The 24,774-nt window shown below is 65.9% G+C and carries 27 protein-coding genes and 1 other RNA gene; 15 read left to right on the top strand and 13 right to left on the bottom strand.

What is annotated here, in order from left to right:
- Complete coding sequence (locus tag FHR97_RS18855; RefSeq protein WP_246404132.1) at positions 1-909, bottom strand: DMT family transporter; 909 nt, start codon at positions 907-909, stop codon at positions 1-3.
- Positions 906-1,187 (bottom strand): DUF2218 domain-containing protein, encoded by a 282-nt coding sequence (locus FHR97_RS18850; RefSeq protein WP_183385344.1) that lies wholly within the window; start codon positions 1,185-1,187, stop codon positions 906-908. Before FHR97_RS18850 ends, FHR97_RS18855 begins: the two co-directional genes overlap by 4 nt.
- A 158-nt stretch (positions 1,188-1,345) precedes the next feature.
- Between FHR97_RS18850 and corA the strand changes: the two genes are divergently transcribed.
- The 4 genes from corA (at position 1,346) to FHR97_RS18830 (ending at position 5,455) form a co-directional block, all read left to right on the top strand.
- Entirely contained in the window at positions 1,346-2,311 is a 966-nt protein-coding gene (gene corA / locus FHR97_RS18845; protein WP_183385343.1) for a magnesium/cobalt transporter CorA, read from the top strand.
- A 213-nt stretch (positions 2,312-2,524) separates the two neighbouring features.
- The gene (locus FHR97_RS18840; protein ID WP_183385342.1) at positions 2,525-3,652 is read left to right on the top strand and encodes an ABC transporter substrate-binding protein; all 1,128 of its coding nucleotides are present in this window, start codon (positions 2,525-2,527) and stop codon (positions 3,650-3,652) included.
- Positions 3,642-4,712 (top strand): FecCD family ABC transporter permease, encoded by a 1,071-nt coding sequence (locus tag FHR97_RS18835; RefSeq protein WP_183385341.1) that lies wholly within the window; start codon positions 3,642-3,644, stop codon positions 4,710-4,712. The genes FHR97_RS18840 and FHR97_RS18835 overlap by 11 nt, the downstream gene beginning before the upstream one ends.
- Positions 4,706-5,455 carry an ABC transporter ATP-binding protein gene (locus FHR97_RS18830; protein ID WP_183385340.1) on the top strand — a complete coding sequence of 250 codons (750 nt, stop codon included), beginning with the start codon at positions 4,706-4,708 and terminating at the stop codon, positions 5,453-5,455. Before FHR97_RS18835 ends, FHR97_RS18830 begins: the two co-directional genes overlap by 7 nt.
- Here the strand turns inward: FHR97_RS18830 and FHR97_RS18825 are convergent.
- Positions 5,433-6,335, bottom strand: a complete 903-nt coding sequence (locus tag FHR97_RS18825; RefSeq protein WP_183385339.1) for a DMT family transporter — start codon at positions 6,333-6,335, stop codon at positions 5,433-5,435. The two genes, FHR97_RS18830 and FHR97_RS18825, sit on opposite strands and share 23 nt — an antisense overlap.
- Positions 6,336-6,706: 371 nt before the next feature.
- Here FHR97_RS18825 and FHR97_RS18820 point away from each other — a divergent pair, with 371 nt between their 5' ends.
- On the top strand, positions 6,707-7,648 hold the full coding sequence (locus FHR97_RS18820; protein ID WP_183385338.1) for an HNH endonuclease: 942 nt from the start codon (positions 6,707-6,709) through the stop codon (positions 7,646-7,648).
- Positions 7,649-7,714: 66 nt separating this feature from the next.
- Here the strand turns inward: FHR97_RS18820 and dnaJ are convergent, their stop codons facing one another.
- From dnaJ to grpE, 3 genes are all read right to left on the bottom strand, one after another.
- Positions 7,715-8,854 (bottom strand): molecular chaperone DnaJ, encoded by a 1,140-nt coding sequence (gene dnaJ / locus FHR97_RS18815; RefSeq protein ID WP_183385337.1) that lies wholly within the window; start codon positions 8,852-8,854, stop codon positions 7,715-7,717.
- A 91-nt stretch (positions 8,855-8,945) separates the two neighbouring features.
- The gene (gene dnaK / locus FHR97_RS18810) at positions 8,946-10,874 is read right to left on the bottom strand and encodes a molecular chaperone DnaK (RefSeq protein WP_183385336.1); all 1,929 of its coding nucleotides are present in this window, start codon (positions 10,872-10,874) and stop codon (positions 8,946-8,948) included.
- Between the two features lie 131 nt (positions 10,875-11,005).
- Complete coding sequence (gene grpE / locus FHR97_RS18805; protein ID WP_183385335.1) at positions 11,006-11,626, bottom strand: nucleotide exchange factor GrpE; 621 nt, start codon at positions 11,624-11,626, stop codon at positions 11,006-11,008.
- A 223-nt stretch (positions 11,627-11,849) separates the two neighbouring features.
- On the opposite strand from grpE, the gene recN reads away from it, so the two are divergent.
- On the top strand, positions 11,850-13,523 hold the full coding sequence (recN, locus tag FHR97_RS18800) for a DNA repair protein RecN (RefSeq protein WP_183385334.1): 1,674 nt from the start codon (positions 11,850-11,852) through the stop codon (positions 13,521-13,523).
- An 80-nt stretch (positions 13,524-13,603) separates the two neighbouring features.
- Here recN and fur read toward each other — a convergent pair whose 3' ends face one another.
- Positions 13,604-14,050: a ferric iron uptake transcriptional regulator gene (gene fur / locus FHR97_RS18795; protein WP_183385333.1), complete on the bottom strand. Its 447-nt coding sequence runs from the start codon at positions 14,048-14,050 to the stop codon at positions 13,604-13,606.
- 72 nt (positions 14,051-14,122) lie between these two features.
- Between fur and FHR97_RS18790 the strand changes: the two genes are divergently transcribed.
- The gene (locus tag FHR97_RS18790; protein ID WP_183385332.1) at positions 14,123-14,545 is read left to right on the top strand and encodes an outer membrane protein assembly factor BamE; all 423 of its coding nucleotides are present in this window, start codon (positions 14,123-14,125) and stop codon (positions 14,543-14,545) included.
- A gap of 7 nt (positions 14,546-14,552) precedes the next feature.
- Here FHR97_RS18790 and FHR97_RS18785 read toward each other — a convergent pair whose 3' ends face one another.
- Complete coding sequence (locus FHR97_RS18785; protein ID WP_183385331.1) at positions 14,553-14,876, bottom strand: RnfH family protein; 324 nt, start codon at positions 14,874-14,876, stop codon at positions 14,553-14,555.
- Positions 14,866-15,300, bottom strand: a complete 435-nt coding sequence (locus FHR97_RS18780) for a type II toxin-antitoxin system RatA family toxin (protein ID WP_183385330.1) — start codon at positions 15,298-15,300, stop codon at positions 14,866-14,868. The genes FHR97_RS18785 and FHR97_RS18780 overlap by 11 nt, the downstream gene beginning before the upstream one ends.
- Before the next feature lie 128 nt (positions 15,301-15,428).
- Between FHR97_RS18780 and smpB the strand changes: the two genes are divergently transcribed.
- From smpB to FHR97_RS18750, 6 genes are all read left to right on the top strand, one after another.
- On the top strand, positions 15,429-15,920 hold the full coding sequence (gene smpB, locus FHR97_RS18775; protein ID WP_183385329.1) for an SsrA-binding protein SmpB: 492 nt from the start codon (positions 15,429-15,431) through the stop codon (positions 15,918-15,920).
- A gap of 42 nt (positions 15,921-15,962) precedes the next feature.
- Positions 15,963-16,342, top strand: a transfer-messenger RNA (tmRNA) gene (ssrA, locus tag FHR97_RS18770).
- 156 nt (positions 16,343-16,498) lie between these two features.
- On the top strand, positions 16,499-16,720 hold the full coding sequence (locus FHR97_RS18765; RefSeq protein WP_183385328.1) for a DUF1654 domain-containing protein: 222 nt from the start codon (positions 16,499-16,501) through the stop codon (positions 16,718-16,720).
- Positions 16,721-17,176: 456 nt separating this feature from the next.
- Complete coding sequence (locus FHR97_RS18760; protein ID WP_183385327.1) at positions 17,177-18,076, top strand: DUF6731 family protein; 900 nt, start codon at positions 17,177-17,179, stop codon at positions 18,074-18,076.
- Between the two features lie 9 nt (positions 18,077-18,085).
- On the top strand, positions 18,086-18,529 hold the full coding sequence (locus tag FHR97_RS18755; RefSeq protein ID WP_183385326.1) for a hypothetical protein: 444 nt from the start codon (positions 18,086-18,088) through the stop codon (positions 18,527-18,529).
- 150 nt (positions 18,530-18,679) lie between these two features.
- A complete protein-coding gene (locus FHR97_RS18750; protein ID WP_343065635.1) occupies positions 18,680-18,877 on the top strand; it encodes a tyrosine-type recombinase/integrase in 198 nt (65 codons plus the stop codon).
- A gap of 32 nt (positions 18,878-18,909) precedes the next feature.
- Here the strand turns inward: FHR97_RS18750 and FHR97_RS18745 are convergent, their stop codons facing one another.
- The 3 genes from FHR97_RS18745 to FHR97_RS18735 all read right to left on the bottom strand — a co-directional run bounded on the left by FHR97_RS18745 (position 18,910) and on the right by FHR97_RS18735 (position 21,643).
- Positions 18,910-19,641 (bottom strand): hypothetical protein, encoded by a 732-nt coding sequence (locus FHR97_RS18745; protein ID WP_183385325.1) that lies wholly within the window; start codon positions 19,639-19,641, stop codon positions 18,910-18,912.
- A gap of 236 nt (positions 19,642-19,877) precedes the next feature.
- A complete protein-coding gene (locus FHR97_RS18740) occupies positions 19,878-20,789 on the bottom strand; it encodes a hypothetical protein (protein WP_183385324.1) in 912 nt (303 codons plus the stop codon).
- Complete coding sequence (locus tag FHR97_RS18735; protein WP_183385323.1) at positions 20,786-21,643, bottom strand: hypothetical protein; 858 nt, start codon at positions 21,641-21,643, stop codon at positions 20,786-20,788. The genes FHR97_RS18740 and FHR97_RS18735 overlap by 4 nt, the downstream gene beginning before the upstream one ends.
- Before the next feature lie 704 nt (positions 21,644-22,347).
- On the opposite strand from FHR97_RS18735, the gene FHR97_RS18730 reads away from it, so the two are divergent.
- The gene (locus tag FHR97_RS18730; RefSeq protein WP_183385322.1) at positions 22,348-23,115 is read left to right on the top strand and encodes a M15 family metallopeptidase; all 768 of its coding nucleotides are present in this window, start codon (positions 22,348-22,350) and stop codon (positions 23,113-23,115) included.
- 69 nt (positions 23,116-23,184) lie between these two features.
- Here the strand turns inward: FHR97_RS18730 and gap are convergent, their stop codons facing one another.
- Complete coding sequence (gene gap / locus FHR97_RS18725) at positions 23,185-24,207, bottom strand: type I glyceraldehyde-3-phosphate dehydrogenase (protein WP_183385321.1); 1,023 nt, start codon at positions 24,205-24,207, stop codon at positions 23,185-23,187.
- 386 nt (positions 24,208-24,593) lie between these two features.
- Here gap and FHR97_RS18720 point away from each other — a divergent pair.
- A partial coding sequence (locus FHR97_RS18720) for a pyruvate kinase (protein ID WP_246404131.1) occupies positions 24,594-24,774 on the top strand: 181 nt, incomplete at its 3' end.

The raw sequence follows: 24,774 nt of genomic DNA, 5'->3' as shown, positions 1-24,774 counted from the left end.
TTAGCCGGCCGTCGGGTCATGGCGCAGCAGCAGGGCGATGGCCAGCAGCACCATTACGCTGCCCGGCAGCCAGGCCCAGCCGAGGCGCGAGGGCGTCTCGACGAACAGCAGCAGCATCGAGACGAAGGGCACCAGGTAGCCGTAGGCGGTGATGGCGCCGGGGGTCAGCACCGCGGTGGCCCGCTGCATCAGCCAGAAGGTCAGGGCGCTGGAGAAGAGCCCCAGGTAGACCAGCAGCAGGCCATCGCGCCAGCTCATGGTGGCGAGCCGACCCACTGGCTCCACCGCCAGGCCCAGCAGGCCGATCAGCGCCCCGCCGAGCCCCAGGCTCCAGAAGGTGCGCACCGCCGCCGAGGCGGGCAGCACGCCCCGGGTCAGGCCCCACTTGCTGAGCACGGGGTAGAGGGCCGAGCACAGGCAGCCGAGGAAGAACACCGCCTCGCCCACCCCGAAGCGCAGCGCGCCCCCGCGTTCCAGGGCCTCGGCGAAGGCCAGCCCCAGGGCCCCCGCCGCGCCCAGGGCGAGGATCGCCGGCAGTCGCCAGGCCAGCCGCTCGACGCCGGCCCCCAGGCCCAGGCCGTAGGCGAGCAGCGGTACCGTCACGTAGAGGGTGGCCATGGACAGCGCCGTGGCATGGTGGGCCGCCCAGAACATGGCGCCGAAGAAGCCGGCCAGGCACAGCCCCATGGCGGCGAACAGCGGCAGCGCCCGCCAGCCCGGCCAGGCGCCCGGCACCCGGCGGACCAGCCACCCCAGACCCAGGCAGGCGATGGCGAAACGCAGCGCGGTGAGCGAGAACGGCGGCAGCGCGCTCATCAGCCCCACGGCGGGAAACGACAGCCCCACCAGCGACGCCCACAGCAGCATGCCCAGATGGGCGGTGCGGACCGTCGGCGTCTCGCCGCTCAATTTTCCCAGACGATCTGCAGGGCCTCGTCGCCGGCCATGCGCTCCAGGTGACTGGCGACCACGCCCTCCAGGCGATCCAGCCCCTCCTCGTCCAGGGCCTCGACGGCCACCTGCAGCTTGTCCGGCTCGGCCCGCAACAGGCAGGAGCCATCCTCGAAGCTGACCCGCCCCTCGCCGCCCTGCTGCTCCACTTCCAGCTTGTGGGCCCAGTGCTTGCACAGCCGCTTGAGCAGCTTCTCGCCGGACTCGGTGGCGATCTCGGCACGTGAAATCGGCATGGTGATCTCCGCTTTCCTTGAAGGTGAGTCTCCAGCCTATGACGAGCGCCCCCGGGAGCGCCAGGGCGCCGCGTTGGCGCCGCGAGTCGAGCCCGGCCGGGCGGTGGGGCTATGCTCATCCCTGAGGGACCCGTTCACCCGCCAGGAGGGACGCCGCGATGATCGTCAACTGCGTGGCCTACGAGCAGGGGCACCGACTGCGCGATATCCAGCCGGAGGAAGTCGCCGAGCACATGGCGCGGCCGCACTGCTTCGTGTGGGTGGCCCTGCACGACCCCGGCGCCGAGGAGCTGGCGTCCTTCCAGGAGATCTTCGACCTGCACGAACTGGCCGTCGAGGACGCCCTGCGCGGCGAGCAGCGCCCCAAGGTCGAGGAGTATGGCGAGACGCTGTTCGTCATCATGCACATGATCACCATGCGTGACGATCGGCTGGAGTCCGGCCAGGTGGCGGTGTTCGCCGGTCCCGGCTACGTGCTCTCGGTGCGCCTGCACTCGGGCCAGGGCTTCGCCGCGGTGCGCCGGCGCTGCGAGCGCGAGCCGAAGCTGCTCAAGCAGGGCCCGGCCTTCGTGCTCTACGCCCTGCTGGACGCCGTCGTCGACCGCTACTTCCCGGTGGTCGAGGCGCTGCAGGCGGAGCTGGAGAGCATCGAGGATCAGATCTTCGTCAAGGATACGGCTCGAGCGAGCCTGGAGCGGCTCTACCAGCTCAAGCGCCAGACCATGCAGCTCAAGCATGCCGCCATGCCCCTGGGCGATGCCGTGAGCCACCTGTTCGGCGGCCGGGTGCCGGCGCTGTGCCGCAAGACCCGCGAGTACTTCCGCGACGTCTATGACCACCTGCACCGCCTCGAGGCGGCGGTGGACACCATCCGCGAGATGATCATCACCGCCATCCAGGTCAACCTCTCGATGGTGGCGATCGACGAGGGCGAGGTCCACAAGCGCCTGGCGGCCTGGGCGGCGATCTTCGCCGTGGCCACCATCCTGGCCGGCATCTGGGGCATGAACTTCGTGCATATGCCGGAACTGGACTGGCGACTCGGCTATCCCCTGGCGCTGCTGATCATGGGGCTGGCCTGCGGCGGGCTGTACCGGCGCTTCCGGCGCACCGGCTGGCTGTAACCCTTCACCACTACCTCGACGAGGCCCGACGATTCGGCCATACTGGCCGCCGCTTGCGAATAGGAACGATACGCAACGGCCAGCAAGCTGCGCCTGCGGCAAGCCACCGGAACGGACGCGGGCACACGCATCGCATGACACGGCCAACGGCCGCTGTGCTGCGAGGCGCGCCCGGACTTCGACGCGACCCAACAACGAGTACGACATCCGCCCATGCATACATCCCTGCTCAACGCCGTCGGTGGCACGGCCATCGCCCTCGGTTGCGCGGCCGTCCAGGCCGACCCGATCACCGTCACCGACGTCGCCGGCCGCGAGGTCACCGTCGATGCCCCCGTGGAGCGCATGATCCTCGGCGAGGGCCGCCAGATCTACCTGCTGGGCGCGCTGCAACCGGAAGACCCGTTCGCCCACGTGGTGGGCTGGCGCGAGGACTTCGCCCAGGCCGACCCGGACAACCATGCGCGCTACGCCGCCAGGTTCCCCGAGCTGAAGGACCTCCCGACCTTCGGTGGCTTCAAGGACGGCACCTTCGACGTCGAGCAGGCCGCCGCCCTCCAGCCGGATGTGGTGCTGATGAACCTCGAGGCCAGGGCCGCCACCGAGGAGGCGGCCTACGACGACAAGCTGGCCGAACTCGGCATCCCGATCGTCTACGTGGACTTCCGCGAGGACCCGCTCGCGCACACCGTCCCGTCCATGCGCCTGATGGGCGAGCTGCTGGGCGAGGAGGCGGACGCCGAGGCCTTCATCGACTTCTCCGAGGCCCAGATGGCTCGCGTCACCGAGACGATCGCGGCCGCGGACCCGGCGCGCCCGAAGGTCTTCGTGGACCGGGCGGGCGGCTACTCGGAGGACTGCTGCATGAGCTTCGGGCCCGGCAACTTCGGCGAATATGTCGAGATCGCCGGGGGCACCAACATCGCCGATGGCATCATCCCGAACACCTTCGGCACGCTGAACCCCGAGCAGATCATCGCCGCCGACCCCGACCACGTGGTGGTCACGGGGGGCAACTGGGAGGCCTACGTGCCCGGCGGCGACTGGGTCGGCGTGGGGCCGGGCGCCGACATGGACGCCGCCCGTGCCAAGCTCCAGGCGCTGACCGAGCGCACCGCCATGACCGGCATCACGGCCGTCGAGACCGGCGACTTCCACGCCATCTGGCACCAGTTCTACAACAGCCCCTACTACTTCGTCGCCGTGCAGCGGCTGGCCAAGTGGCTGCACCCGGAGCTGTTCGCCGATCTCGATCCCGAGGCTACCCTGCAGGAGCTCCACGAGCGCTTCCTGCCGGTGGACTACGCGCCCGGCTACTGGATCTCGCTGAATGAGCACTGAGATGACCGCCGGCCCCGCCGCCTCCCCGGAGCGCGGCTTCTACCGCGCCCTGGTGATCCGGCGCCAGTTGATCCTCGCCGCCCTCACGCTGGCGCTGGGGCTGAGCCTGTGCGTCGACCTGGCGCTCGGGCCCGCGCGCTTCGGCCTGGGCGAGGTGATCGCCGCGCTGGTCACCCCCGATGCGGTGAGCCAGCAGGCCAGGGTGATCCTGTGGGACATCCGCATGCCCGTGGCGCTGATGGCGCTGGTGGTCGGCGCCAGCCTGTCGATCGCCGGCGCCCAGATGCAGACCATCCTCAGCAATCCCCTGGCCAGCCCCTTCACGCTGGGCATCTCGGCCGGGGCGAGCTTCGGCGCCGCCCTGGCGCTGGCCTTCGGCGTGGTGCTCGTCCCCGCGGCGGTCGATTACGTCATCCCGATCAACGCCTTCGTCATGGCCATGCTGACCGCCTTCGCCATCCATGCGCTGAGCATGCGGCGCGGGGTGACCATCGAGACCATCGTGCTGCTGGGCATCGCCATGGTGTTCATCTTCAACGCGCTGATGGCGCTGATCCAGTTCTTCGCCAGCCAGCAGGCCGTGGCCGCGGTGGTGTTCTGGACCATGGGCAGCCTGACCAAGGCGACCTGGCCCAAGCTGTGGATCGCCCTGGGGGTGCTGGTGGCCGTCCTGCCGCTGCTCGCCCGCCACGGCTGGGCCCTCACCGCCATGCGCCTGGGCGACGCCAAGGCCGAGAGCCTGGGCGTGAAGCCGCGCGCGCTCCGCCTCGAGGTGCTGGTGCTGGTCTCGCTGCTGGCCGCCATCGCCGTGGCCTTCGTCGGCACCATCGGCTTCATCGGCCTGGTCGGGCCGCATATCGCGCGCCTGCTGGTGGGCGAGGATCAGCGTTTCTTCCTGCCCGGCTCGGCGCTGTGCGGAGCCCTGATCCTCTCCGTCGGCTCGGTGCTGTCGAAGGTCATCCTGCCCGGCACCATCATCCCCATCGGCATCATCACCTCGCTGGTGGGGATCCCCTTCTTCCTGTTCCTCGTCCTCAGTCACAAGAAGGCCTCATGGTAACCCTCACCCTCGACCGCCTCTCGGCCCGCTACGGCCGGCGCCGGATCCTCGCCGAGATCACCACGCCCGCCTTCGCGGGCGGCCAGGTGGTGGCCCTGCTCGGCCCCAACGCCGCCGGCAAGTCCACCCTCTTCCGGCGCATCCTCGGGCTGCTCGACGGCGAGGGCGAGGCCCGCATCGGCGGCGCCACCGCCGAGCGCCCGGTGGCCTACATGCCCCAGGACACCGGCGCCAACGCCGTGCTGACGGTCTACGAGTCGGTGCTGCTGGCGCGCATGCAGGGGCGCAGCCTGAAGGTCCGCGACGAGGACCTGGCCGAGGTCGAGCGCGCCCTGGGGGACCTGGGAATCGCCGAGCTCGGCGAGCGCGACATCGGCGATCTCAGCGGCGGGCAACGACAGCTGGTGAGTGCGGCGCAGGCGCTGGTGCAGGCCCCCGAGATCCTGCTCCTCGACGAGCCTACCTCGGCGCTGGACCTGTATCGCCAGCTCAGCCTGCTGTCGATCCTGCGACGGCTGGCCCGCGAGCGGCAGATGCTGGTCATCGCGGCCCTGCATGACCTGGGCCACGCGCTGCGCTTCACCGACCAGGCCATGGTGCTCGAGAGCGGCCGGCTGGCGGCCTGCGGGCCGACCGAGCAGGTGGTCACCCCCGAGCTGCTGCGTCGCGTCTACCGGGTGGACGCCCGCATCGAGCCCTGCTCGAAGGGCCGGCCCCAGCTCATTGTCGAAGAGGCCGTTTGAGCTCCCGCCGTCCCTCGAGCGCCGCCAGGCCTGCCCCGCCCAGGACGAGGGGCAGGGCCAGCAGGAACCCGCTGGACAGCGGCAGCCCGAAGATCAGCAGATCGGCCAGCACCGGCCAGATCAACGCCACGTACTCGAAGGGCGCCAGGCGCGAGACCTCGGCGAAGCGCAGCGCCAGGGTCATGCAGATGTGGGCGGCACCGCCGAACAGGCCAGCCAGGATCAGCAGCCCCAGGGTCGGCCCCGACACCCCCACCCAGCCCAGCGGCAGGGTGGCCAGGCCCGCCAGCGCCGTGACCAGCACGAAGTAGAAGGCGATGGACGCCGCCGTCTCGGTGCGGGAGATGCGCCGCACCGTGACCAGCGCCCCCGCCGTCAGCAGCGCGGCCAGGATGCCCAGCGCATAGCCCAGCACGCGTCCCTGGTCCTGACCACTGCCCAGATCGGGCAGCACCAGGGCCGCCACACCGCCCAGCACCAGGGCGAACGCCACCGCGCGATGGCGGGTGAAACGCTCCCCCAGCAACAGCACGCCGCCCACCGCCATGGCCACCGGGGCCAGCTGCGCCAGCAGCGTCGCCTCGGCCACCGGCAGCCGGGCCACCGCGGCGAAGGAGGCGAACATCGCCGCCGCCCCCAGCCCCGAGCGCAGCAGGTGCCCGAGCGGGCGCCGCGTGGCCAGGGCCCGGGGAAACTCCCGCCGCCAGGTCATGAAGATCACGATGGGCAGCAGCGCGAAGGCCGAGCGGAAGAACACGGTCTGCCCCAGCGGCACCTCCGTGCTCACCGCCTTGACGCACACCATCATCCCGGTGAACAGCACGCCCGACAGCAGCCGGAGCAGGATGCCGGCCAGCGGCCGGTCCGTGACGTTGTCCATGAATTTCCTTGTCGACAGATCCGAATAAAAAAGGGCGTTGCCGCCCTCGGCACGCAGGCCAACGGCACGACCCGACTCGACTGACACCGCCGCGGCGTCCGTTGCCGAGCGTCGGCTCGGCGCAACGCCGGGGACCGGCATCGAGTTCGAGGGCCAGGGCTTCCGAGGGCGAGCGGCAAGACCGGGGCTCGAGCCCCGGGCTGCACGGTGAACGCGCCATGATACACGGCCACCAGGAATGATTCCCATCCCCGGCGTGATCGAAGCAGGCCGGCATGACCATCATTCGGTGTCGAACTCGGCCCGAAATGACAGCACCTGCCTGAGCACGCTACCTTGTCCCCGCATCACGGCAGGCACAGGGAGAACGGATGGACACGTGGCTGGATGGACGATTGGAATGCCTCAAGCATCTTCGAACGGGAAGCCCTTTCAACAAGCCCTGCCTGTTACTGGCGATCCTCTGCGAGATCCAGAGCGGTCATGTCGTCTCGCCCCGCGTCGCCCTCGACACTCGACTGATTGCCCGCTATCACGATCTCTATGAAATCGTTACCGGCGAGCGCCAGAAGGCCAACCCCTGGCTTCCTCTCTGGCATCTGCGCAACGACCAGGGGCCTTCGGGGCCACTCTGGTTACCGGATTATGTCACCGAATTGGCGCCTGTCGCGGATCGGCTCGGCCAGCCGAAGTCCCTGAACAAGCTGCTGGAGCGCTTCTCTTCCGCCCGGCTCGACGGCGAGCTGTTTGCCGCCTTGCAGGATAGCATCATCGCTCGACAGGCCTGCGTACTCCTGACACACCAGTACCTTGACGTCGATGCACTGACGCTGGAACGTCTGACGGAGTATCTCGAGACCGCGCTGGTCAGTGGTGATTACCAGCGTCACCCGGATCGACTCGCTTCAGGCGTCGCGGAAGCCGGCTCACAATACGCCCGCTCCGCCGCCTTCCGGACCCTGGTGCTGGAGGCCTATGACTATCGCTGTGCGGCCAGCCGGCTGCGCTATATCACACCCGACTTTCGATACCTGGTGGAAGCCGCCCACCTGATCCCCTTCGCCGTCAGTCAGGACGACCGCCCCATGAATGGTCTGGCCCTCACGCCCAACCTGCACTGGGCCATGGACAACCACCTGATCGCCCCGGGCCCGGACCATCGCTGGCATGTCAGCCCCTCGGTGGACCGCCTGGTGCCGGACAACGATTGGCTCTGCCGACTCGACAGCCAGCCACTGGTGCTGCCCGGAGACCAGCGCTGGTGCCCCGACGCCGAGGCACTGGCCTGGCGAATGGATCACCTGCGACGCTGACCCGGACACGACAAGGCCCCGCCTCCTTGCGAAGAGCGGGGCCCTTGCGTGCCGACGAGGCGAGCCCTAGGGCTTCATGTCCTCGAAGAACCGCTTCACGCCGTCGAAGAAGCTGGTCTTCTTCGGCGAGTGATGGCTGTGGCTGCCCTCCAGGCTCTCCTGGAAGCGGCGCAGCAGTTCCTTCTGCTCCTCGGCCAGCTTGACCGGAGTCTCGACCACCACGCGACACAGCAGGTCCCCCGGGGGGCCGCCGCGTACCGGCTTCACGCCCTTGCCCTTGAGGCGGAACAGCTTGCCGGTCTGGGTCTCGGGCGGGATCTTCAGCTTGACCCGGCCGTCCAGGGTCGGCACCTCGAGCTCGCCGCCCAGGGCGGCGTCGACGAAGTTGATCGGCACCTCGCACTGCAGGTGGCGGCCTTCGCGCTCGAAGATATGGTGCGGCTTGATGGCCACCTGGACGTAGAGGTCCCCGGGCGGCCCGCCGTTGATCCCCGCCTCGCCCTCGGCGTTGAGGCGAATGCGGTCGCCGGTGTCGACGCCCGCCGGGATCTTCACCGAGAGGGTGCGGGTCTCGCGCACCCGGCCCTCGCCGTGGCACTTGTGGCACGGCACCTTGATGTGCTCGCCGCTGCCGTGGCAGGTCGGGCAGGTCTGCTGCACGGCGAAGAAGCCCTGCTGCATGCGCACCTGGCCGTGGCCGGCACAGGTCGGGCAGGTCTCCTTGCTGGAGCCCGGCTCGGCGCCGTTGCCGTCGCAGCGCTCGCACTCGACATGCCGCGGCACGCGGATGTCGACGCTGGTGCCGGACACCGCGTCCTCGAGGTCGAGCTCGAGGTTGTAGCGCAGGTCGCTGCCGCGCTGCGGGGCGTTGGGGTGACGGCGCCCGCCGCCGCCGAAGATGTCGCCGAAGACATCCCCGAAGATATCGCTGAAGCCGCCGGCCCCGGCGCCACCGAAGCCCCCGGCCCCGGCGGCCTGGCCGTCGACGCCGGCATGGCCGAACTGGTCGTAGGCCGCGCGCTTCTCGCTGTCGGTCAGGACCTCATAGGCCTCGGAGACCTCGCGGAACTTCTCGGCCGCGGTCTCGTCGTCCGGATTGCGGTCCGGATGGAATTTCTGGGCCAGGCGTCGGTAGGCCTTCTTGATGTCCTTCTGGTCGGCCCCGCGCTCGACGCCCAGTACCTCGTAGTAGTCACGCTTGGACATGTGTCTGTCCGCCTCCGTAGCGACTCTGCGGAAACACCAACGCGGGAGTCGTGCCCCCGCGCTGGCGTCGTCCGTGATTCAGGCGTCGTGGTTACCGCTTCTTCTGGTCGTCGTTGACTTCCTCGTACTCGGCGTCGACCACGTCGTCTTCCTGCTTGGCACCGGCCTCGCTGCCGGCCTCGGCGCCCTGCGCGGCCTCGCCCTGCTCGGCGTACATCTTCTGCGCCAGGTTGCCGGAGGCCTCGGTCAGCGTGTCGAGCTTGGCCTGGATGTCGTCCTTGTCGTCGCCCTTGAGGGCTTCCTCGAGGTCGGCCGCGGCGCTCTCGATGGCCTGCTTCTCGTCGTCGCTGGCCTTGTCGCCGGCTTCCTCGAGGGTCTTGCGGGCGGCATGGACCATGCCGTCGGCCTGGTTACGCAGCTGTACCAGCTCCTCGAACTTCTTGTCCTCGTCGGCGTGGGCCTCGGCGTCCTGGACCATCTGCTCGATCTCTTCCTCGGACAGCCCGCTGGAGGCCTTGATGACGATGGACTGTTCCTTGCCGGTGGCCTTGTCCTTGGCGGACACGTGCAGGATGCCGTTGGCGTCCAGGTCGAAGGCGACCTCGATCTGCGGCACGCCGCGCGGCGCCGGCGGGATATCGCTGAGGTCGAAGCGGCCGAGCGACTTGTTGCCGCTGGACTGCTTGCGCTCGCCCTGCAGCACGTGGATGGTCACGGCGGTCTGGTTGTCATCCGCGGTCGAGAAGGTCTGGGTCTTCTTGGTCGGGATGGTGGTGTTCTTCTCGATCAGCGGGGTCATCACGCCGCCCAGGGTCTCGATGCCCAGCGTCAGCGGGGTGACGTCGAGCAGCAGCACGTCCTTGACGTCGCCGCCCAGCACGCCGCCCTGGATCGCCGCGCCCACGGCCACGGCCTCGTCCGGGTTGACGTCCTTGCGGGCGTCCTTGCCGAAGAACTCGGCGACCTTGGCCTGGACCATCGGCATGCGGGTCTGGCCGCCGACCAGGATGACGTCGTCGACCTCGGCGGCTGACAGGCCGGCGTCGGCCAGCGCGGTCTTGCACGGCCCCAGGGAGCGCTTGACCAGGTCTTCCACCAGCGACTCCAGCTTGGCCCGGGTCACCTTGACGTTGAGGTGCTTGGGCCCGGTGTTGTCGGCGGTGATGTAGGGCAGGTTGACCTCGGTCTGCTGCGCGCTGGACAGCTCGATCTTGGCCTTCTCGGCGGCTTCCTTGAGGCGCTGCATGGCCAGGTTGTCGCCGGACAGGTCGATGCCGCTGTCGGCCTTGAACTGATCGACGAGGTAGTTGATCAGCTGCATGTCGAAGTCTTCGCCGCCCAGGAAGGTGTCGCCGTTGGTGGCCAGCACCTCGAACTGGGTCTCGCCCTCGACGTCGGCCACCTCGATGAGGGAGATGTCGAAGGTACCGCCGCCCAGGTCGTAGACCGCGATGGTCTTGTCGCCGCGCGACTTGTCCATGCCATAGGCCAGCGCCGCCGCGGTCGGCTCGTTGATGATGCGCTTGACCTCGAGGCCGGCGATGCGGCCGGCGTCCTTGGTGGCCTGGCGCTGGCTGTCGTTGAAGTAGGCCGGCACGGTGATGACCGCCTCGGTGACGGTCTCACCCAGGTAGTCTTCCGCGGTCTTCTTCATCTTCTTCAGGACTTCGGCGCTGACCTGGGGCGGTGCCAGCTTGTTGCCCTTGACCTCGACCCAGGCGTCGCCGTTGTCGGCCTCGGTGATGGCGTAGGGCACCATCTTGATGTCCTTCTGGACGACGTCGTCCTTGAAGCGACGGCCGATCAGGCGCTTGATCGCGTACAGGGTGTTCTGGGGGTTGGTCACCGCCTGGCGCTTGGCCGCCTGGCCCACCAGCGTCTCGCCATCCTCGGTGTAGGCGATGATGGACGGGGTGGTACGCGCGCCCTCGGCGTTCTCGATCACCTTGGCGCTGTCGCCGTCCAGCACGGCCACGCAGGAGTTGGTGGTCCCCAGGTCAATACCGATGATGCGTCCCATAGGAAATCCTCGAAATTGCGTTGCAGATTCGTCGTATGCGGCGTTTGCCGCGGGGTTGCCGTCTATCTGGGGGCCCGCGACGTCTTTTCAAGACCCCGGGCCGCCTTTGTGTGCGAAAGAGTGCGCGCGGCTCAGCCGGCGGCCTGGCTGACCACCACCATGGCCGGGCGCACCAGGCGACCGTTGAGCAGGTAGCCCTTCTGCATCACCTCCATGACGGTGTTGGGCTCCAGCTCGGGGTTGGGCACCATCGCCATGGCCTCGTGGTACTGCGGGTCGAAGGGCTCGCCCTGGGGCTCGATCTCCTCGACGCCGAACTTGGCCAGCACGTCGCGCTGCATCTTCAGGGTCATGGACACGCCCTCGCGATGCGCCTCGGTGGCATCCTCGCCCATGGCCTCCAGGGCCTTCTCCAGGCTGTCGACCACTGGCAGCAGCTCCTTGACGAACTTCTCCAGGGCGAACTTGCGCGCCTTCTCGGCGTCGTGCTCGGCGCGGCGCCGCACGTTCTGGGCCTCGGCGGCGGTGCGCATCGCCTGGTCCTTGGTCTCGGCCAGCGTCTGCTCGAGCTCCTCGACCCGGGCGGCTAGCACCTCGGCCTCGGGGTTCTCGGCGACCTCGGCGGCTTCCTCGGCGCCCTCGGCGACGTCTTCCACCTCACCCTCGACGGTCTCCGGCTCGACCTGGGCGTCGGCCTCCTCTTGCTGACGAGCGAGCTCGTCGTCCAGCGGGGTCTGCGAGTCTTTGGCCATGCGTCTCTCCTGAATGGCAACCGGCGGCCACGGGGCCGCCTGCAGGACTGAATGTCGATGATGAATCGGTGATGCGGGGTATATGGGGCTGGCCGCGCCGAACTCAAGGCATGCGATGTCGGCGATTCGGCACGTGCGTTGTTGCGCCCCCTGAACTACTGTATAAACGCACAAGGCATTGGATGAATAACCAGTAGATTCGGACAGGCCCCGGGGAGGCATCATGCTGACAGAGCTCGCCATTCGTGACTTCGCCATCGTCGACCACCTGGAGCTCGAGCTCGCCGGGGGCATGACCGCCATCACCGGCGAGACCGGGGCCGGCAAGTCCATCCTGCTCGGCGCCCTGGGCCTGTGCCTGGGCGAGCGCGCCGATGCCGCCAGCGTGCGCCACGGCCGCGAGCGTGCCGACCTCAGCGCGCGCTTCGACATCAAGGCCCTGCCCGCCGCCCGGGCCTGGCTGGCCGAGCGCGATCTGCCCGCCGACGACTGCCTGCTGCGCCGGGTGGTGACCCGCGCCGGCCGCTCCAGGGCCTGGATCAACGGCCAGCCCGCCACGGTGGCCGACCTCAAGGCACTGGGCGGCCACCTCATCGAGATCCACGGCCAGCATGCCCACCAGGCGCTGCTCGGCGAGGAGACCCACCTGCGGCTGCTCGACGACTTCGCCGGCCACGGCGAGGCGGTGGCGAGCCTGGCCGAGACCTTCCGCGCCTGGCGCGAGGCCCGCCGTCGCCTCAAGCGCCTGGCCGAGGACGGCGACGAGGTGCGTGCCCGCCGCCAGCTGCTGCGCTACCAGGTCGAGGAGCTCGACCAGCTGGCCCTGGCCGAGGACGAGCTCGGCGGGCTGGAGGCGGAACAGGAGGCGCTGGCCCATGCCGAGGAGCGCCTGCGCGAGGCCCAGTTCGCCGTGGAGTGCTGCGATGGCGAGCAGGGCGGCGCCCTGCCGCTGCTGAACCAGGCGGTGAGCCGCCTCTCGGCGCTGCCCGGCAGCGACCGGGGCGCCCTGGCCGAGGCCCTGTCCATGCTCGGTGATGCCTGCATCCAGGTCGAGGAGGCGGGCCGCGAGCTCACCCACTTCGCCGCCGGCGTGGAGCTGGACCCCGAGCGCCTGGCCTGGGTGGAGGAGCGCCTCGGCGAGGTGCATCGCATCGCCCGCAAGCACCATGTGCCGCCCGACGAGTTGCCGGCGCTGCATCGCGCCCTGGGCGAGGAGCTCGCCGAGCTGGACGGCGGCGACGGCGACCTCGAGGCCCTGTCCGCGGAGGTCGAGGCCCTCGAGACCCGCTGGCGGGAGCAGGCCGAGGCGGTGAGTGCCACCCGCCGCGAGGCCGCCCGGCGCTTCGGCGAGGCCGTCCAGGCGCAGCTGGCCTTCCTGGCCATGGGCAAGGCGACCTTCGCGGTGGACCTGGCCGCCCGGGAGGCCCCGGCGCCGGAGGGGCTCGAGCGGGTGCGCTTCCTGATCAGCGCCAACCCCGGCCAGCCGGCCCGCCCGCTGGCCAAGGTCGCCTCCGGCGGCGAGCTCTCGCGCATCAGCCTGGCCATCCAGGTGGTGGCGGCCCAGCACTCCACCATCCCCAGCCTGGTCTTCGACGAGGTCGACGTGGGCGTCTCCGGGGCCACCGCCGAGATCGTCGGCCAGCTGCTGCGCCGGCTGGGGGCCGAGGGCCAGGTGCTGACCGTGACCCACCTCCCGCAGGTGGCGGCCCAGGCCCACCGGCACCTGCATATCGCCAAGCAGGCCGAACAGGACACCACCCTCACCCGCATGGCGCTGCTCGACGAGGCCGGCCGGGTGGGCGAGCTGGCCCGCATGCTGGGCGGGATGACGCTCACCGACCAGACCCTGGCCCACGCCCGGGAGATGCTCGACGCCAGCCAGCGCGCCCATCACTAGCGCCGTCGGCGCCCCCGCCACGACGACGAGGGCCCCGATCCAATGGATCGGGGCCCTCGTGGTTCACGCCCGATGGGCGCTCACTTCTTGGCGGGACCGTCCTGGCGCGTGACCTGGGAGCCCTTGGGTCGCACATAGAGCACCAGCGCATGGTCGACGAGCTCGAAGCCATGCTCCTCGGCGATCTCCTGCTGGCGACGCTCGATGGTGTCATCGAAGAACTCGACGATCTCGCCGCTGTCCAGGCACACCATGTGGTCGTGGTGCTCCTCCTGGGTCAGCTCGAAGACGGCATGACCGCCATCGAAGTTGTGGCGGGTCACCAGGCCGGCGGTCTCGAACTGGGTGAGCACGCGATAGACGGTGGCCAGCCCCACGTCCTCGCCGGCATCCAGCAGGGTCTTGTAGACATCCTCGGCACTCAGGTGATGCTGGCCGGTGGCGTTCTCGAGGATATGCAGGATCTTGACGCGCGGCAGGGTCACTTTCAGACCGGCCTTGCGGAGTTCGTGATTCTGGTCGGCCATGGTTGCTCTTCGCAGTATCGGGTAGGGTCGGTTATGATCGACCAAAACCACGATAGTGAAGAACAGGCGCAAATGCAAAAGCTGACCAGAATCGTCACCCTTTCCGTCGCCCTGATCCTGACCAGCGGCTGCAGCTACTTCGGCGTGTACAAGCGCGACCTGGCCCAGGGCAACCTGGTGACCCCCTCGATGACCGAGCAACTGCGCCCCGGCATGACCCGCCAGCAGGTCGTCGACCTGATGGGCAGCCCCCTGCTCCAGGCCCCCTTCGACGCCAACCAGTGGGACTACCTCTATCGCCTCGACGAGGCCTACGGCGACGTCGAGCAGCGCCGCCTGACCCTGACCTTCGAGGGCAACCGCCTGGTGGACATCGAGCGCCAGGGCGACTTCTCGCGTCCTCCATCGCTGATCTCCGAGCGCGGCATCGGCCCCAACGGGGGCAGCGGCGCCCGCGGCAACGTCCTCGAGGCCCTCCCGCTGGACGACGAGTGACCCTCGCTCAGCGCCCCTTGCCGGCGTCGCGGGCCGCCCTGGCGGCCCGCGCGGCCTTGGGGTCGATCTTGAGCGGCCGGTAGACCTCCACCCGATCGCCGTCGCGCAGCGGCTGCCGCTCCGGGTCGCGCAGTGCCTTGCCGAAGATTCCCAGGTCGGCCTCGCGGAAGGTGGCCGGCGCCACCTCGGGGAAGTGCTCCTCGAGGCGAGCCAGGGCCACCGCCTGACGCGGCGTGGTGCCCTCGGGCACCGTCAGCGCGACGATGCGCTGGCGGTGCGGCAGGGCGAAGGCCACCTCGACCCGCAGGGGGGGCGACGGCTCAGCGGCCATAGAGCTCGTCGGCGCGTCGGGTGAAGGAATCCACCAGCTGCCCGGCGACCTGCTGGAAGAGCTTGCCGAAGGCCATGCCCAGCAGCCGGCTGGCGAACTCGAACTCCATCTCCAGGCTCACCTTGCAGGCGTCCTCGCCCATGGGCAGGAACAGCCAGCGCCCGCGCAGGCGCTTGAAGGGGCCGTTGACCAGCGACAACTCGATGCGCTCGGGCTCGTGGAGGTCATTGCGAGTGGTGAAGCTCTGCTCGATGCCGGCCCGGCCGAGGGTCATCTCGCCGACCAGGTGCGCCGAATCCCGCTCGAGCAGCCGGGCACGCCGACAGCCCGGCAGGAACTCCGGGTAGCGTTCGAAATCGTTGACCAGATCGAACATCTCCTGGGGGGTGTGCCGCACCAAGGCGGACCGATTGACCGTTGGCATTGACCTCTCCGCTGACTTCAAGGGGCCCAGGGCGTATCATGAGCGGCTATTTCGGCCTTGAATGGTATCACGCTTCCCCCCATATCGGAGGGGCAGGCCGCCACCGGCAAGACAGAATACGAGGTTCCATGGCCAACAAGAAAGGCAAGGGCAAGGGTCCCGGCAACAACGTCATCGCCCTGAACAAGAAGGCTCGCTTCGAGTACCACATCGACGAGACCTTCGAGGCCGGCCTGGCGCTGGCCGGCTGGGAGGTGAAGAGCATGCGGGCCGGCAAGGCACAGCTCACCGACACCTACATCCTGGTCAAGAACGGCGAGGCCTGGCTGCTCGGCAGCCATGTCACGCCACTCAACACCGCCAGCACCCACGAGGTGGCCGACCCGACCCGGACCCGCAAGCTGCTGCTGCACCGCAAGGAGATCGCCAGGATCTTCTCGCGCACCCAGGACAAGGGGCACACCTGCGTGCCGCTCAAGATCTACTGGAAGGGCAACCTGGTGAAGTGCGAGCTGGCGCTGGTGACCGGCAAGAAGCTGCACGACAAGCGCGCCACCGAGAAGGATCGCGACTGGCAGCGGCAGAAGGGCCGGATCATGCGTGAACAAAACAAGGCATGAGGTGTCACAAGGTCGGCCATCCTGATAAGATGGCGATGTAACGGGGGCGACATGGTTTCGACGCCGATGACAACCCCTGAGGTGCATGCCGAGAGCGTGATGTATCTCGTAAATCCAACATCACGATTAAATAGTCGCAAACGACGACAACTACGCTCAGGGCGCGCTGGCAGCTTAAACGCCGCTAGCTTCTAGCCCGGCCCCGAAGTGATGTGCCCATTCATCACGGAGGGGATACGAGCCAAGACTGATGGGATCGCGGCTGGCTTCGTCCTCGCGTCAGCCGTTAAAACTTGGAGGAATCGCGTCGCTGGATCCTGCCCGTCGGAGCCAGAGACGTTAAACCAAATGACGGAACTAAGCATGTAGAGCCGATGGGCGAGTGTCGGCGGACGCGGGTTCAATTCCCGCCGCCTCCACCACTCAAGCAGAGAAAACAGCCACTTACGAGTGGCTGTTTTCTTTTTATGGGCATGATTTGGTCTGTTTCGGGCATGGCGTGGTCAGCTTTTCAGCTCTGCCTTGCTCCCCACCCTCTCCCTTCCGAACTGTAAGCACATACAGTCAACGGAGTTCCCATGCCTGTCACATCCAGCTATGACCTGCTCGCACACCGCATCCAGATCGAGATCGTGGCGGCGAACCGTCGCCAGAAGCGCCAAGTCCACCTGAAGCCGGACGACGGCGACAACCTCGACGCCTGGGACCGCATCATCGGCGAGATCAGCGAGAACGAAAATGTGGACGTGACTCGCACCGACGAGGGCTGGCTGGTCAGTTGGGTACCCTCCGAGGCATGACGGGCTGGTCGAATGGACGACGCGACCCGGTACCGCATCACCACCTGGCGGAAACGCCTCGAGCGGAGAGGCTGGCGATCGCTGCGTCGAGGCTCGCCTCCCCGAAGCCGAATGATCGAGTATCACGTCATCTGGCAAAGCCGACTGATCAGCGGGAGGGTTCGGCTGGATGCGCTCGACGAGCATGTCGGGTACTGGAATCCCGGCAGCCCCATCTACCTGCTGGAGCGAGGGCAGGACGTATCTGAGGGCGTTTGGAGACTCGCTCGCCGGGCTGACTCACCCGCAGGCCAGCTCGTCAGAAAGTTCTTATGAATCAACAGCCTCATATAAACGCCCTGCGATATAAAGCCAGGTCCAAGGTAGCGATCTCTAACATTTGCAGCTAGGCTGGCGACGAAGCGACCCAGAAGAGGTGGCAGGATTGCATAAATCGCTCACGCAGGGAGAACTGAGTTGCCAAGCACAAACACCATCAAGGTCCACCTTTTCCGCATAGTCCCCAGTGACGATGCTGATCAACTAACCGAGGTGCTGGAACGCATCGACGGTCAAGGCCTACGGGAAAGAATCCGGCCGGTGAGAGGGAGAAGGTTTCGTCTGGAGAGGTTAGCCTTAGGGCGAGATATCCCAGGACTGGACAGTAATCCAGAGATCAGGCTGTTTAACGTGATGAACTTCCGGGATGGCCATGGTCCCGGACAGGCAGATATAGACTCCCCATTGACCGGGATTGACTATGATGGCGGAGCACCAGGGGAAGACACGGCGGTACTGTACGACCCAGCAACAAGCTGCATGGCAATCCAATACGCACAAAATGGTCCTCGCCATTCGGCAATCCAGGAATATTTGAATGACTTCATAGCGAATGGCTGTTACACCTTAAACGTGAAGCTTGACGAAGACTTTGAGCGAAAGTTTCGTGAACAAAGGTCCCTCCAGAGAGTCGAGGTAAAGATCGACACATCCCAAGTCTCCAGAGACAGCTTCGAAGGTAATGCCGCACTAACACATGCTTACCGTGCATCAGAAGAACTCGATGGAACAATACTTGACATCAACATATCTGTGGACGGCCGCCGTCGTGGTGCAGCACTTAACGGCACTGCGAAAACTGTAGCAGAATTTGTTAAGAACCTTGGCCAACGCCGACCTGAAGCAATTAAAAAGCTGGAGACCAAGGGTCCTGTCGATGGTGACAAGCCTGAGATCATAGATCTCTTAGGCGGAAAGCTAACTAAAGAAATTGGCGTAGCAGTCAGCACCGATGATTATCGAATGGATATTGAGGACCGCTGGAACGCTCTTTTTCGAGTATATTCAAGTTGGCACCGAAATGGCTACACAAGGTAGGGAGCAGCAATGTTCCAGTCGCTAACATGGGAGAGACGCCACCCATATATAATGGGGGTATTAGCCTTTGCAGGCGCATACGGCTTAGCCTACTACGGAGTCTCGCTTCCTAAAGAGACCTCATTCTTCTCTGCCGTCATTACACTTGGCGGCATATTCTCCGCGTTCTCTGTAACAATAAAATCACTCATACTATCAAACCAAGAAAAAATACAAAGCTTGAAAGAGACGGGCTATCATGATGACTTCATGAGATACCTTGCAATTGCTATAGATGGCTCCCTCTTTCTATGCCTTGCTGGACTTTTAGGCTTCTTCAAGCCGCTAGCCAGCACCATGATATTCACCCCCCTAGTCATCGGCTTGCTCGTTTTCTCGTTATTGGCGATTCGCCGCGTGACGATGGCATCTTCAGCAGTTTTAAAGCAGCCCAAGAGAAAACGAGCTGGATAAAGAAAACTAGGGAGGTTTCACACCTCCACCGTCACATCCGTCAGCGCCGGGGCTTCGCCCTGCAGCTTCCCGGCTTGCACGAATGCCTTGAGACCCACGGCCACACCCTGCCCCCTAGCGCGGAGCGTTCCGCCGTCGGGGAGCTGCAGGGTGCTGGTGCCGTCGGCGACCGGCGACCGCTACCGTCGGCCGTACCAGACCCGGCACACCTACGCCTCGATGATGGTCTCCGCCGGCGAACCCCTGGCCTGGGTCTCGCGCCAGATGGGGCACACCAGCGTCGTCACCACTGCACGGATCTACGCGAACTGGATACCCTCTATACTCGACTGTTGCCAGATCGAATAGCCCCTACGGCGCGATCTCGCGAGACGATACTGTCACTGGAGATGTGGCCCATTCTGAATCGCATCCGGCATATCCTCCACTTCCAGATAGTGTTTGTCCGCGAGATGGTAATAGGCGACCTGATACTTGCTGATGTAGTATTCGGTCAGCGCGGTGCTGCCAGCAATCCTGTCGTGCTCATCGAGATAAAGGCGAAGCTGAATCAGCATCGAAGCAGCCACGTATGCCACCCTCCAAATGCTCAGCGGTTCGAGGACATCTGGCTTCGACTCTTCAAAGGAGCCCATGATTCTATCGCCGAACTCGCCGAACTTACTGCGGTCGGGTATCGCCCCCTTCCAGTTAGTTTCCCCCACTTCGTTGAGCAAGTCATAGACCGTCGCCACATCAGCGCCTTGCAATCGGCTCAACCGAATGACCTTGTCCTTGGTCAGCTTCTCGAAGTCCTGATCGAGCCGATCAATCACCTGAAACAGGTCCGCCTTTTTCGCCCCATTTTCCAGAGCGACGAGCTGGGACTGCTGTTGTTTCAGATGCTCCTCCTGCTGGGCCATAAGTTCTTGCTGCTGGCCAAGCGTCCGCAGGAAGGCCATCAGTGAGAGGAAGGCGATGATGGGGGTCATGATCCCGCCGAAGTAGGTGGCGAACGGCACGACCTCTTTGGTCGTCAGCTCGCCAGGCGGCGTGTCCTCGAAGAGCCAGAACCATAGTCCCGATGTCATCAGCGTGGTGGCGATTGCCACGAAGAAGAGCGTGCGGTTCATGAGCCCCCAGCTTCCATGCAATGTTCTTGTCATAATCAATTCTAGTGTCGACCTCAGCTATATACAAAACGCTCATGATTTGGCGCGAGGCGACACCCGGCATGGACCGCCGACCCCAGCCCCTGACCCTGGGGGCTATCTTCAGCCGCCAGGCACGCACCCGCGCCCGCAGATACAAGCAACCCGTGGGCGGGTTTGGTGGTGGCGAATCGCTGAGATGGCGTTGTCGTCTTGGTTTATGCAGCCCACTTCACGATGTCGTTACCGAGGTCAGGGATAGAGCTTTCAATGCCAACGTAAACGCCGGCATCATGCAGCTTCCAGACGCTTTCGTCGATCATGTCGTCGAAACGACTCAGTACCTTGTGGTCGATCCCGCTGTCCTTGTCCGGACGCAGCACGAACATCCCGTAACGCTCGTTCTTGAGGTGGCGCATTGCGGTGTTCAGAGACAAGGCTGACTGAAGCAAGCGCAGCTCGGCCGTCTGAATGCTACTGCAATAGGCGGAGACAATGCTGCCGGCCAGTTGGCCCGGAGCCCTGAGCGGCAAGTCTATGATGTGCTCTTCTGTACGGCCACCATCATCGGCGCGAACGGTGATGCTTGCGTCATCAGGGAACAGACGCTTAGCCAGCTCACTGTGCTGGTGCACCATCCAGTCGCGCAGTTTGTGACGCACGGCATCGTTATTCAGCCCCCGGAAGTAGGGTCGCTTTGTCTGGGCCTGCTCAGTAAGGGGCGGCACCAACGATACCGTTTGATCGAAGAAGGTCTGCAGGATATCGTCGACGCTGGCGCCAGCAGCGTAGCCTGGTGAGCTGAAAGCGAGTTGCGGACTGACGGTTTCGGCAAGCTGTGTTTCGAAGACGGCGCGGTCGAACTGAGAGGCGGCCATTTCGACCAGCAGGCCCATATCATCTATGTCGATCCGGTCATCATAGAAGCAGCGCAGACGAGAGAGGTCGTCGGTAAACCGGGTATGTAGGGTCTCGGTATGGTCGATGAAACCCACCCCTACGTTGAACTGCTCGCCTGACATGAGGTCCGGCTTCAGCCGAATGTTGAACCAGCGGCCTCGGGTCAAGGCGGCTGGTGACGCCGTGGGAGCGTCATCCAGGTGCTCGAGTAGCCGATTGACGGTGTTCATATCACTAGCCCCATTTCTTGGGCGAAACGGCCAGGCGCCGCGCGTTGGCGAATGAATGTCTCGATAGCGCTGGCCTCAGGCGGCTTAACGGCCATGTTCAGCCAAGGCATCAGCTCATGCAGCGCAGGGTTGAGATGCTGCACCATTTCATCGTGTGCTTTCAACGTAGCATGGCGGAAGGGCAATTGCGCCGAGTCTGGCTGGGTGAAGATGGCGACCTTGTTGTCGTATGACTGGCCAGGCACCAACTGGGTTGGGTGCCACTCCTCGCCGGTCAAGCATTTGCCGTTGTCGATCAGCAGATACTGACCTTGCACCTTGCGCAGCAGATTGCCGATGTTGCGATCTACATTAGCAAGTAGGTCATCAAGGGCGATGATCGCATGCACCTGGTCACTGTTGACCAGTTCCTGCCTGGCGGACTCCAGCAGTGCCCATTCCTTTGGTGTCCATGCTCTGGTGTCGCCATCGAGCCGGAAGTACCCCTTGAGCGAGGGAAAGGACATATCCTGACTCCACCACCCAACCAGGGGCTGGTCGGCGTCGTTGTGGGCGATCCACTTGGGCAGACTGGCCAGGTGTCGCGCGGGGAGGACGATCAGGCCGGCCCTGTCCGGCACCTTCACACCCAGTCGGGTCGACATGAGATGGCCCACAATCTCATTGACCAATCCTCTATGCGGAGCACCATTGGGCAGGAGGTTAGGATAGAACTTCACATAGCCCTGAAGCGGAGGGAGATGAGACGCCACCTGCAGTAGGGCGATGTGGGTGTGGGCAGATTGCCCATCGGCCACCACGGCACCCGGTGCCGAACCGCGATAGTCGTGCTCCCTTAGTACAGTGATAGTCATCAGTATCTTCCCTGCTGTCGGTTCCCTTGGTGTGATTTTCTTATGTGGTTGGTAGTCAGTGTAGCTACTCAGTGCATCGCGCCGCCGCCTTGGCCCGGCAATGGACTTACAACTTGGTCTTGGCCTCCACGGCGAAGTCGAGGATCCGGCTGTTGCCGTTGTCTGTAGGCATCAGTCGAACGACTCCCAACAGGACACCCGGCCAATGTGCCTAGATTCGCCCTATTAGTCAGCAGGTTCAAGGTGGTGGATTATCTCGGCCGAGAGGGCAGCAGCGGCGAGCACCACAAGGGGATGTAGGGATTGCGCGGCCTCCCCCGGTGACGGCATGCTGAGGAGGTAGAAACGTTCTGGCGGGGGTGCTTTTGGGGGTATCTCGGAAGATCGAAAACTCACGTTCTCTTGTTAATCAGCGCACTGTGGCGGGTTTTCACGAGACGCCGCCTCCACCAAACAGTCGACGAGAGAAGCACCCTGCGGGGTGCTTCTTTCGTTGGTGCTGGACCGCTTCGCCGCCCCGTGTCGGCACTGTCTCGACCTTCAGGGGTTCCATGCCCGCCGGCCCCATCCGACGGTCGACGGGATCACGCCCACCCGGCCATCGAGCCCACCAGCCGTTGCGGAGCGCTGGACCCTGCCATTGGCCATCCGGTGGCTCCCGGCACGATAATGAGCCCAGTCGCCCACCCAGACGCCGAGGCCCCATGTCCAGCGCCACGCCCCTTCCCGCGATTCCCCGCCATGCCGAACCCGACTGGGCGGCGGTCGGCCGGCTGTCCATCGCCGGCAGCGACGAGCCCCTGGTGCCGGTGGGCCTGGCACCGCCACCGCTCAAGGCCTATCCGGCCTATGCGCGCCTCGGCGTTCCCGGTGCGGTGAACGAGTGCTACGTGCGCGAGACCGTCTATCACCGCCTGCTCGCCGTGGCCCGGGCGCTGCCCGACGGCCTGAGCCTGCTGGTGCTGGACGGCTGGCGTCCCTGGCGGGTGCAGCAGTACCTGTTCGAGACGCTCCAGGACATCCTCCACGAGCACCATCCCGAACTCACCCCGGGCGAGCTCGATGCCCGCACTCGGGAGTTCGTGGCCGAGCCGAGCCGCGCCCCCGACCGCCCCAGCCCCCACCTCACCGGCGGCGCCGTGGACGTCACCCTGTGTGATGCCGACGGCCTGCCGCTGGACATGGGCACCCTGTTCGACGAGGCCCTGCCGGCCTCCCATACCGCCGCCCTGGAAGCCCTGGAAGCCCTGGAAGCCCTGGAGGCCCCCGATGCGGCCCAGCGCCGGGCCCGCGACAACCGCCGCCGGCTCTACCACGCCATGCGGGCCCAGGGCTTCACCAACCTGCCCAGCGAGTGGTGGCACTTCGACCTCGGCGACCAGCTGTGGGCCCACTACGGCAGCCATGGCATGGCGCGCTACGGTCCGGCGGAGCTGGACACCATCGAGAGCCGCTGGCGTCGCCAGCTCTGACCCCCGACACGACGACGCCGGGCCACTGGCGTGGCCCGGCGTCGTTCCCGGCGAGACGCGGCTGGCGCGTCAGGCGGCGTGGCGCTTGCCGTCGCAGGCCGCCTGCATGGCCAGGGCGGTATCCAGCATGCGGTTGGAGAAGCCCCACTCGTTGTCGTACCAGGCCATGACCTTGACCAGCTTGCCGTTCACCCGGGTGTGGTTGGCATCGAAGGTGGAGGAGTTGGCGTCATGGTTGAAGTCGATGGAGACCAGCGGCTGGGCATTCACCGAGAGCACCGGTGACGCCTGGGCGGCCTCCGCGACGATGGCATTGATCTCGTCCTTGCTGGTCTCGCGACCGGCATTGAAGGTCAGGTCCACCAGCGAGACATTGATCACCGGCACGCGCACCGCCAGGCCATCGAAGCGGCCGGCGAGCGCCGGCAGCACCAGGCCCACCGCGGCGGCGGCCCCGGTCTTGGTCGGGATCATCGAATGGGTCGCGCTGCGGGCCCGGTAGGGGTCCTTGTGGTAGACGTCGGAGAGGTTCTGGTCGTTGGTGTAGGCGTGCACCGTGGTCATCAGGCCGTTCTCGATGCCCACCGTCTCGTGCAGCGCCTTGGCCACCGGCGCCAGGCAGTTGGTGGTGCAGGAGGCATTGGAGACCACCTTGTGCTCGGGCTTGAGCACGTCCTCGTTGACGCCATAGACCACGGTGGCATCGGCATCGGGGCTGGGCGCGGAGATCAGCACCCGGCCGGCACCGGCCTCGAGATGCTTGGCGGCGTCATCGCGCTTGGTGAACAGCCCGGTGCACTCCATCACCAGGTCCACGTCCAGGTCCTTCCAGGGCAGCCGCGCGGGGTCGCGCTCGGAGATGATCTCGATGCGGTCGCCGTCGACGGTGAGACTGCGCTCGTCGTGGTCCACCTTGAAGGGGAAGTGGCCGTGGACGGTGTCGTGGCGCAGCAGGTGGGCGTTGAGCGCCGGGTCGCCGAGATCGTTGATGGCGACGACCTGCACGCGCTCGCGGTAGCCTCCCTCGTAGAGGGCGCGGAACACGTTGCGACCGATGCGACCGAAACCGTTGATGGCGATCTTGAGCGTCATGATGTCTTCCTCTCGATCCAGACGTTGCCGTCTTGTGGGATGGACTGAGCCGAGGAACGGCAGGGCACCGAAGCGTCCCGACATGCCCGCGGGGCGGGCCGACGGCTCATTTGCCCCACAATGTGGCCCACGATGACGCCGGAGACAAGGTGAATTTCGTAATTTTACAACATTTTCATTGATCCCACTGCCAGGAAGAATTGCCTATCATACTGACATAAAAGGGTTATATGCCGGGACCACCGTCTCTTCGCCGGGACACTAGACCTTCGTCTCAGCCCTGAAATTTAGTAATATCACGATCAATAGCGTATCTTGTCAGGCAGCCCCGCGACCGGCCACGCTCGGCCGCCCGCGCGAGCCCGCATTCCACAGGAGAGCCCGGCATGACTCATCGCCCCATCCCCGTCCGTCGCACCAAGATCGTCGCCACCCTGGGTCCCGCCAGCGACCGGGAGGGCGTGCTCGAGCAGATGATCGCCGCCGGCGTCGACGTGGTGCGCCTCAACTTCTCCCACGGCTCGGCGGACGACCACCGCCGCCGGCTCGCCGCGGTGCGCGAGATCG

The sequence above is a fragment of the Halomonas stenophila genome (genome assembly GCF_014192275.1).
In the GTDB taxonomy this organism is placed as follows: Bacteria; Pseudomonadota; Gammaproteobacteria; order Pseudomonadales; family Halomonadaceae; genus Halomonas; species Halomonas stenophila.
This window is presented reverse-complemented; position numbering and strand designations above follow the sequence as displayed.

What these genes read in the sequence shown, in the direction of transcription:
- FHR97_RS18850 (WP_183385344.1), bottom strand. Translation starts at nt 1,187, where the DNA reads ATGCCGATTTCACGTGCCGAGATCGCCACCGAGTCCGGCGAGAAGCTG.
- corA (WP_183385343.1), top strand. Translation starts at nt 1,346, where the DNA reads ATGATCGTCAACTGCGTGGCCTACGAGCAGGGGCACCGACTGCGCGAT.
- FHR97_RS18840 (WP_183385342.1), top strand. Translation starts at nt 2,525, where the DNA reads ATGCATACATCCCTGCTCAACGCCGTCGGTGGCACGGCCATCGCCCTC.
- FHR97_RS18835 (WP_183385341.1), top strand. Translation starts at nt 3,642, where the DNA reads ATGAGCACTGAGATGACCGCCGGCCCCGCCGCCTCCCCGGAGCGCGGC.
- FHR97_RS18830 (WP_183385340.1), top strand. Translation starts at nt 4,706, where the DNA reads ATGGTAACCCTCACCCTCGACCGCCTCTCGGCCCGCTACGGCCGGCGC.
- FHR97_RS18825 (WP_183385339.1), bottom strand. Translation starts at nt 6,335, where the DNA reads ATGGACAACGTCACGGACCGGCCGCTGGCCGGCATCCTGCTCCGGCTG.
- FHR97_RS18820 (WP_183385338.1), top strand. Translation starts at nt 6,707, where the DNA reads ATGGACACGTGGCTGGATGGACGATTGGAATGCCTCAAGCATCTTCGA.
- dnaJ (WP_183385337.1), bottom strand. Translation starts at nt 8,854, where the DNA reads ATGTCCAAGCGTGACTACTACGAGGTACTGGGCGTCGAGCGCGGGGCC.
- dnaK (WP_183385336.1), bottom strand. Translation starts at nt 10,874, where the DNA reads ATGGGACGCATCATCGGTATTGACCTGGGGACCACCAACTCCTGCGTG.
- grpE (WP_183385335.1), bottom strand. Translation starts at nt 11,626, where the DNA reads ATGGCCAAAGACTCGCAGACCCCGCTGGACGACGAGCTCGCTCGTCAG.
- recN (WP_183385334.1), top strand. Translation starts at nt 11,850, where the DNA reads ATGCTGACAGAGCTCGCCATTCGTGACTTCGCCATCGTCGACCACCTG.
- fur (WP_183385333.1), bottom strand. Translation starts at nt 14,050, where the DNA reads ATGGCCGACCAGAATCACGAACTCCGCAAGGCCGGTCTGAAAGTGACC.
- FHR97_RS18790 (WP_183385332.1), top strand. Translation starts at nt 14,123, where the DNA reads ATGCAAAAGCTGACCAGAATCGTCACCCTTTCCGTCGCCCTGATCCTG.
- FHR97_RS18785 (WP_183385331.1), bottom strand. Translation starts at nt 14,876, where the DNA reads ATGGCCGCTGAGCCGTCGCCCCCCCTGCGGGTCGAGGTGGCCTTCGCC.
- FHR97_RS18780 (WP_183385330.1), bottom strand. Translation starts at nt 15,300, where the DNA reads ATGCCAACGGTCAATCGGTCCGCCTTGGTGCGGCACACCCCCCAGGAG.
- smpB (WP_183385329.1), top strand. Translation starts at nt 15,429, where the DNA reads ATGGCCAACAAGAAAGGCAAGGGCAAGGGTCCCGGCAACAACGTCATC.
- FHR97_RS18765 (WP_183385328.1), top strand. Translation starts at nt 16,499, where the DNA reads ATGCCTGTCACATCCAGCTATGACCTGCTCGCACACCGCATCCAGATC.
- FHR97_RS18755 (WP_183385326.1), top strand. Translation starts at nt 18,086, where the DNA reads ATGTTCCAGTCGCTAACATGGGAGAGACGCCACCCATATATAATGGGG.
- FHR97_RS18745 (WP_183385325.1), bottom strand. Translation starts at nt 19,641, where the DNA reads ATGAACCGCACGCTCTTCTTCGTGGCAATCGCCACCACGCTGATGACA.
- FHR97_RS18740 (WP_183385324.1), bottom strand. Translation starts at nt 20,789, where the DNA reads ATGAACACCGTCAATCGGCTACTCGAGCACCTGGATGACGCTCCCACG.
- FHR97_RS18735 (WP_183385323.1), bottom strand. Translation starts at nt 21,643, where the DNA reads ATGACTATCACTGTACTAAGGGAGCACGACTATCGCGGTTCGGCACCG.
- FHR97_RS18730 (WP_183385322.1), top strand. Translation starts at nt 22,348, where the DNA reads ATGTCCAGCGCCACGCCCCTTCCCGCGATTCCCCGCCATGCCGAACCC.
- gap (WP_183385321.1), bottom strand. Translation starts at nt 24,207, where the DNA reads ATGACGCTCAAGATCGCCATCAACGGTTTCGGTCGCATCGGTCGCAAC.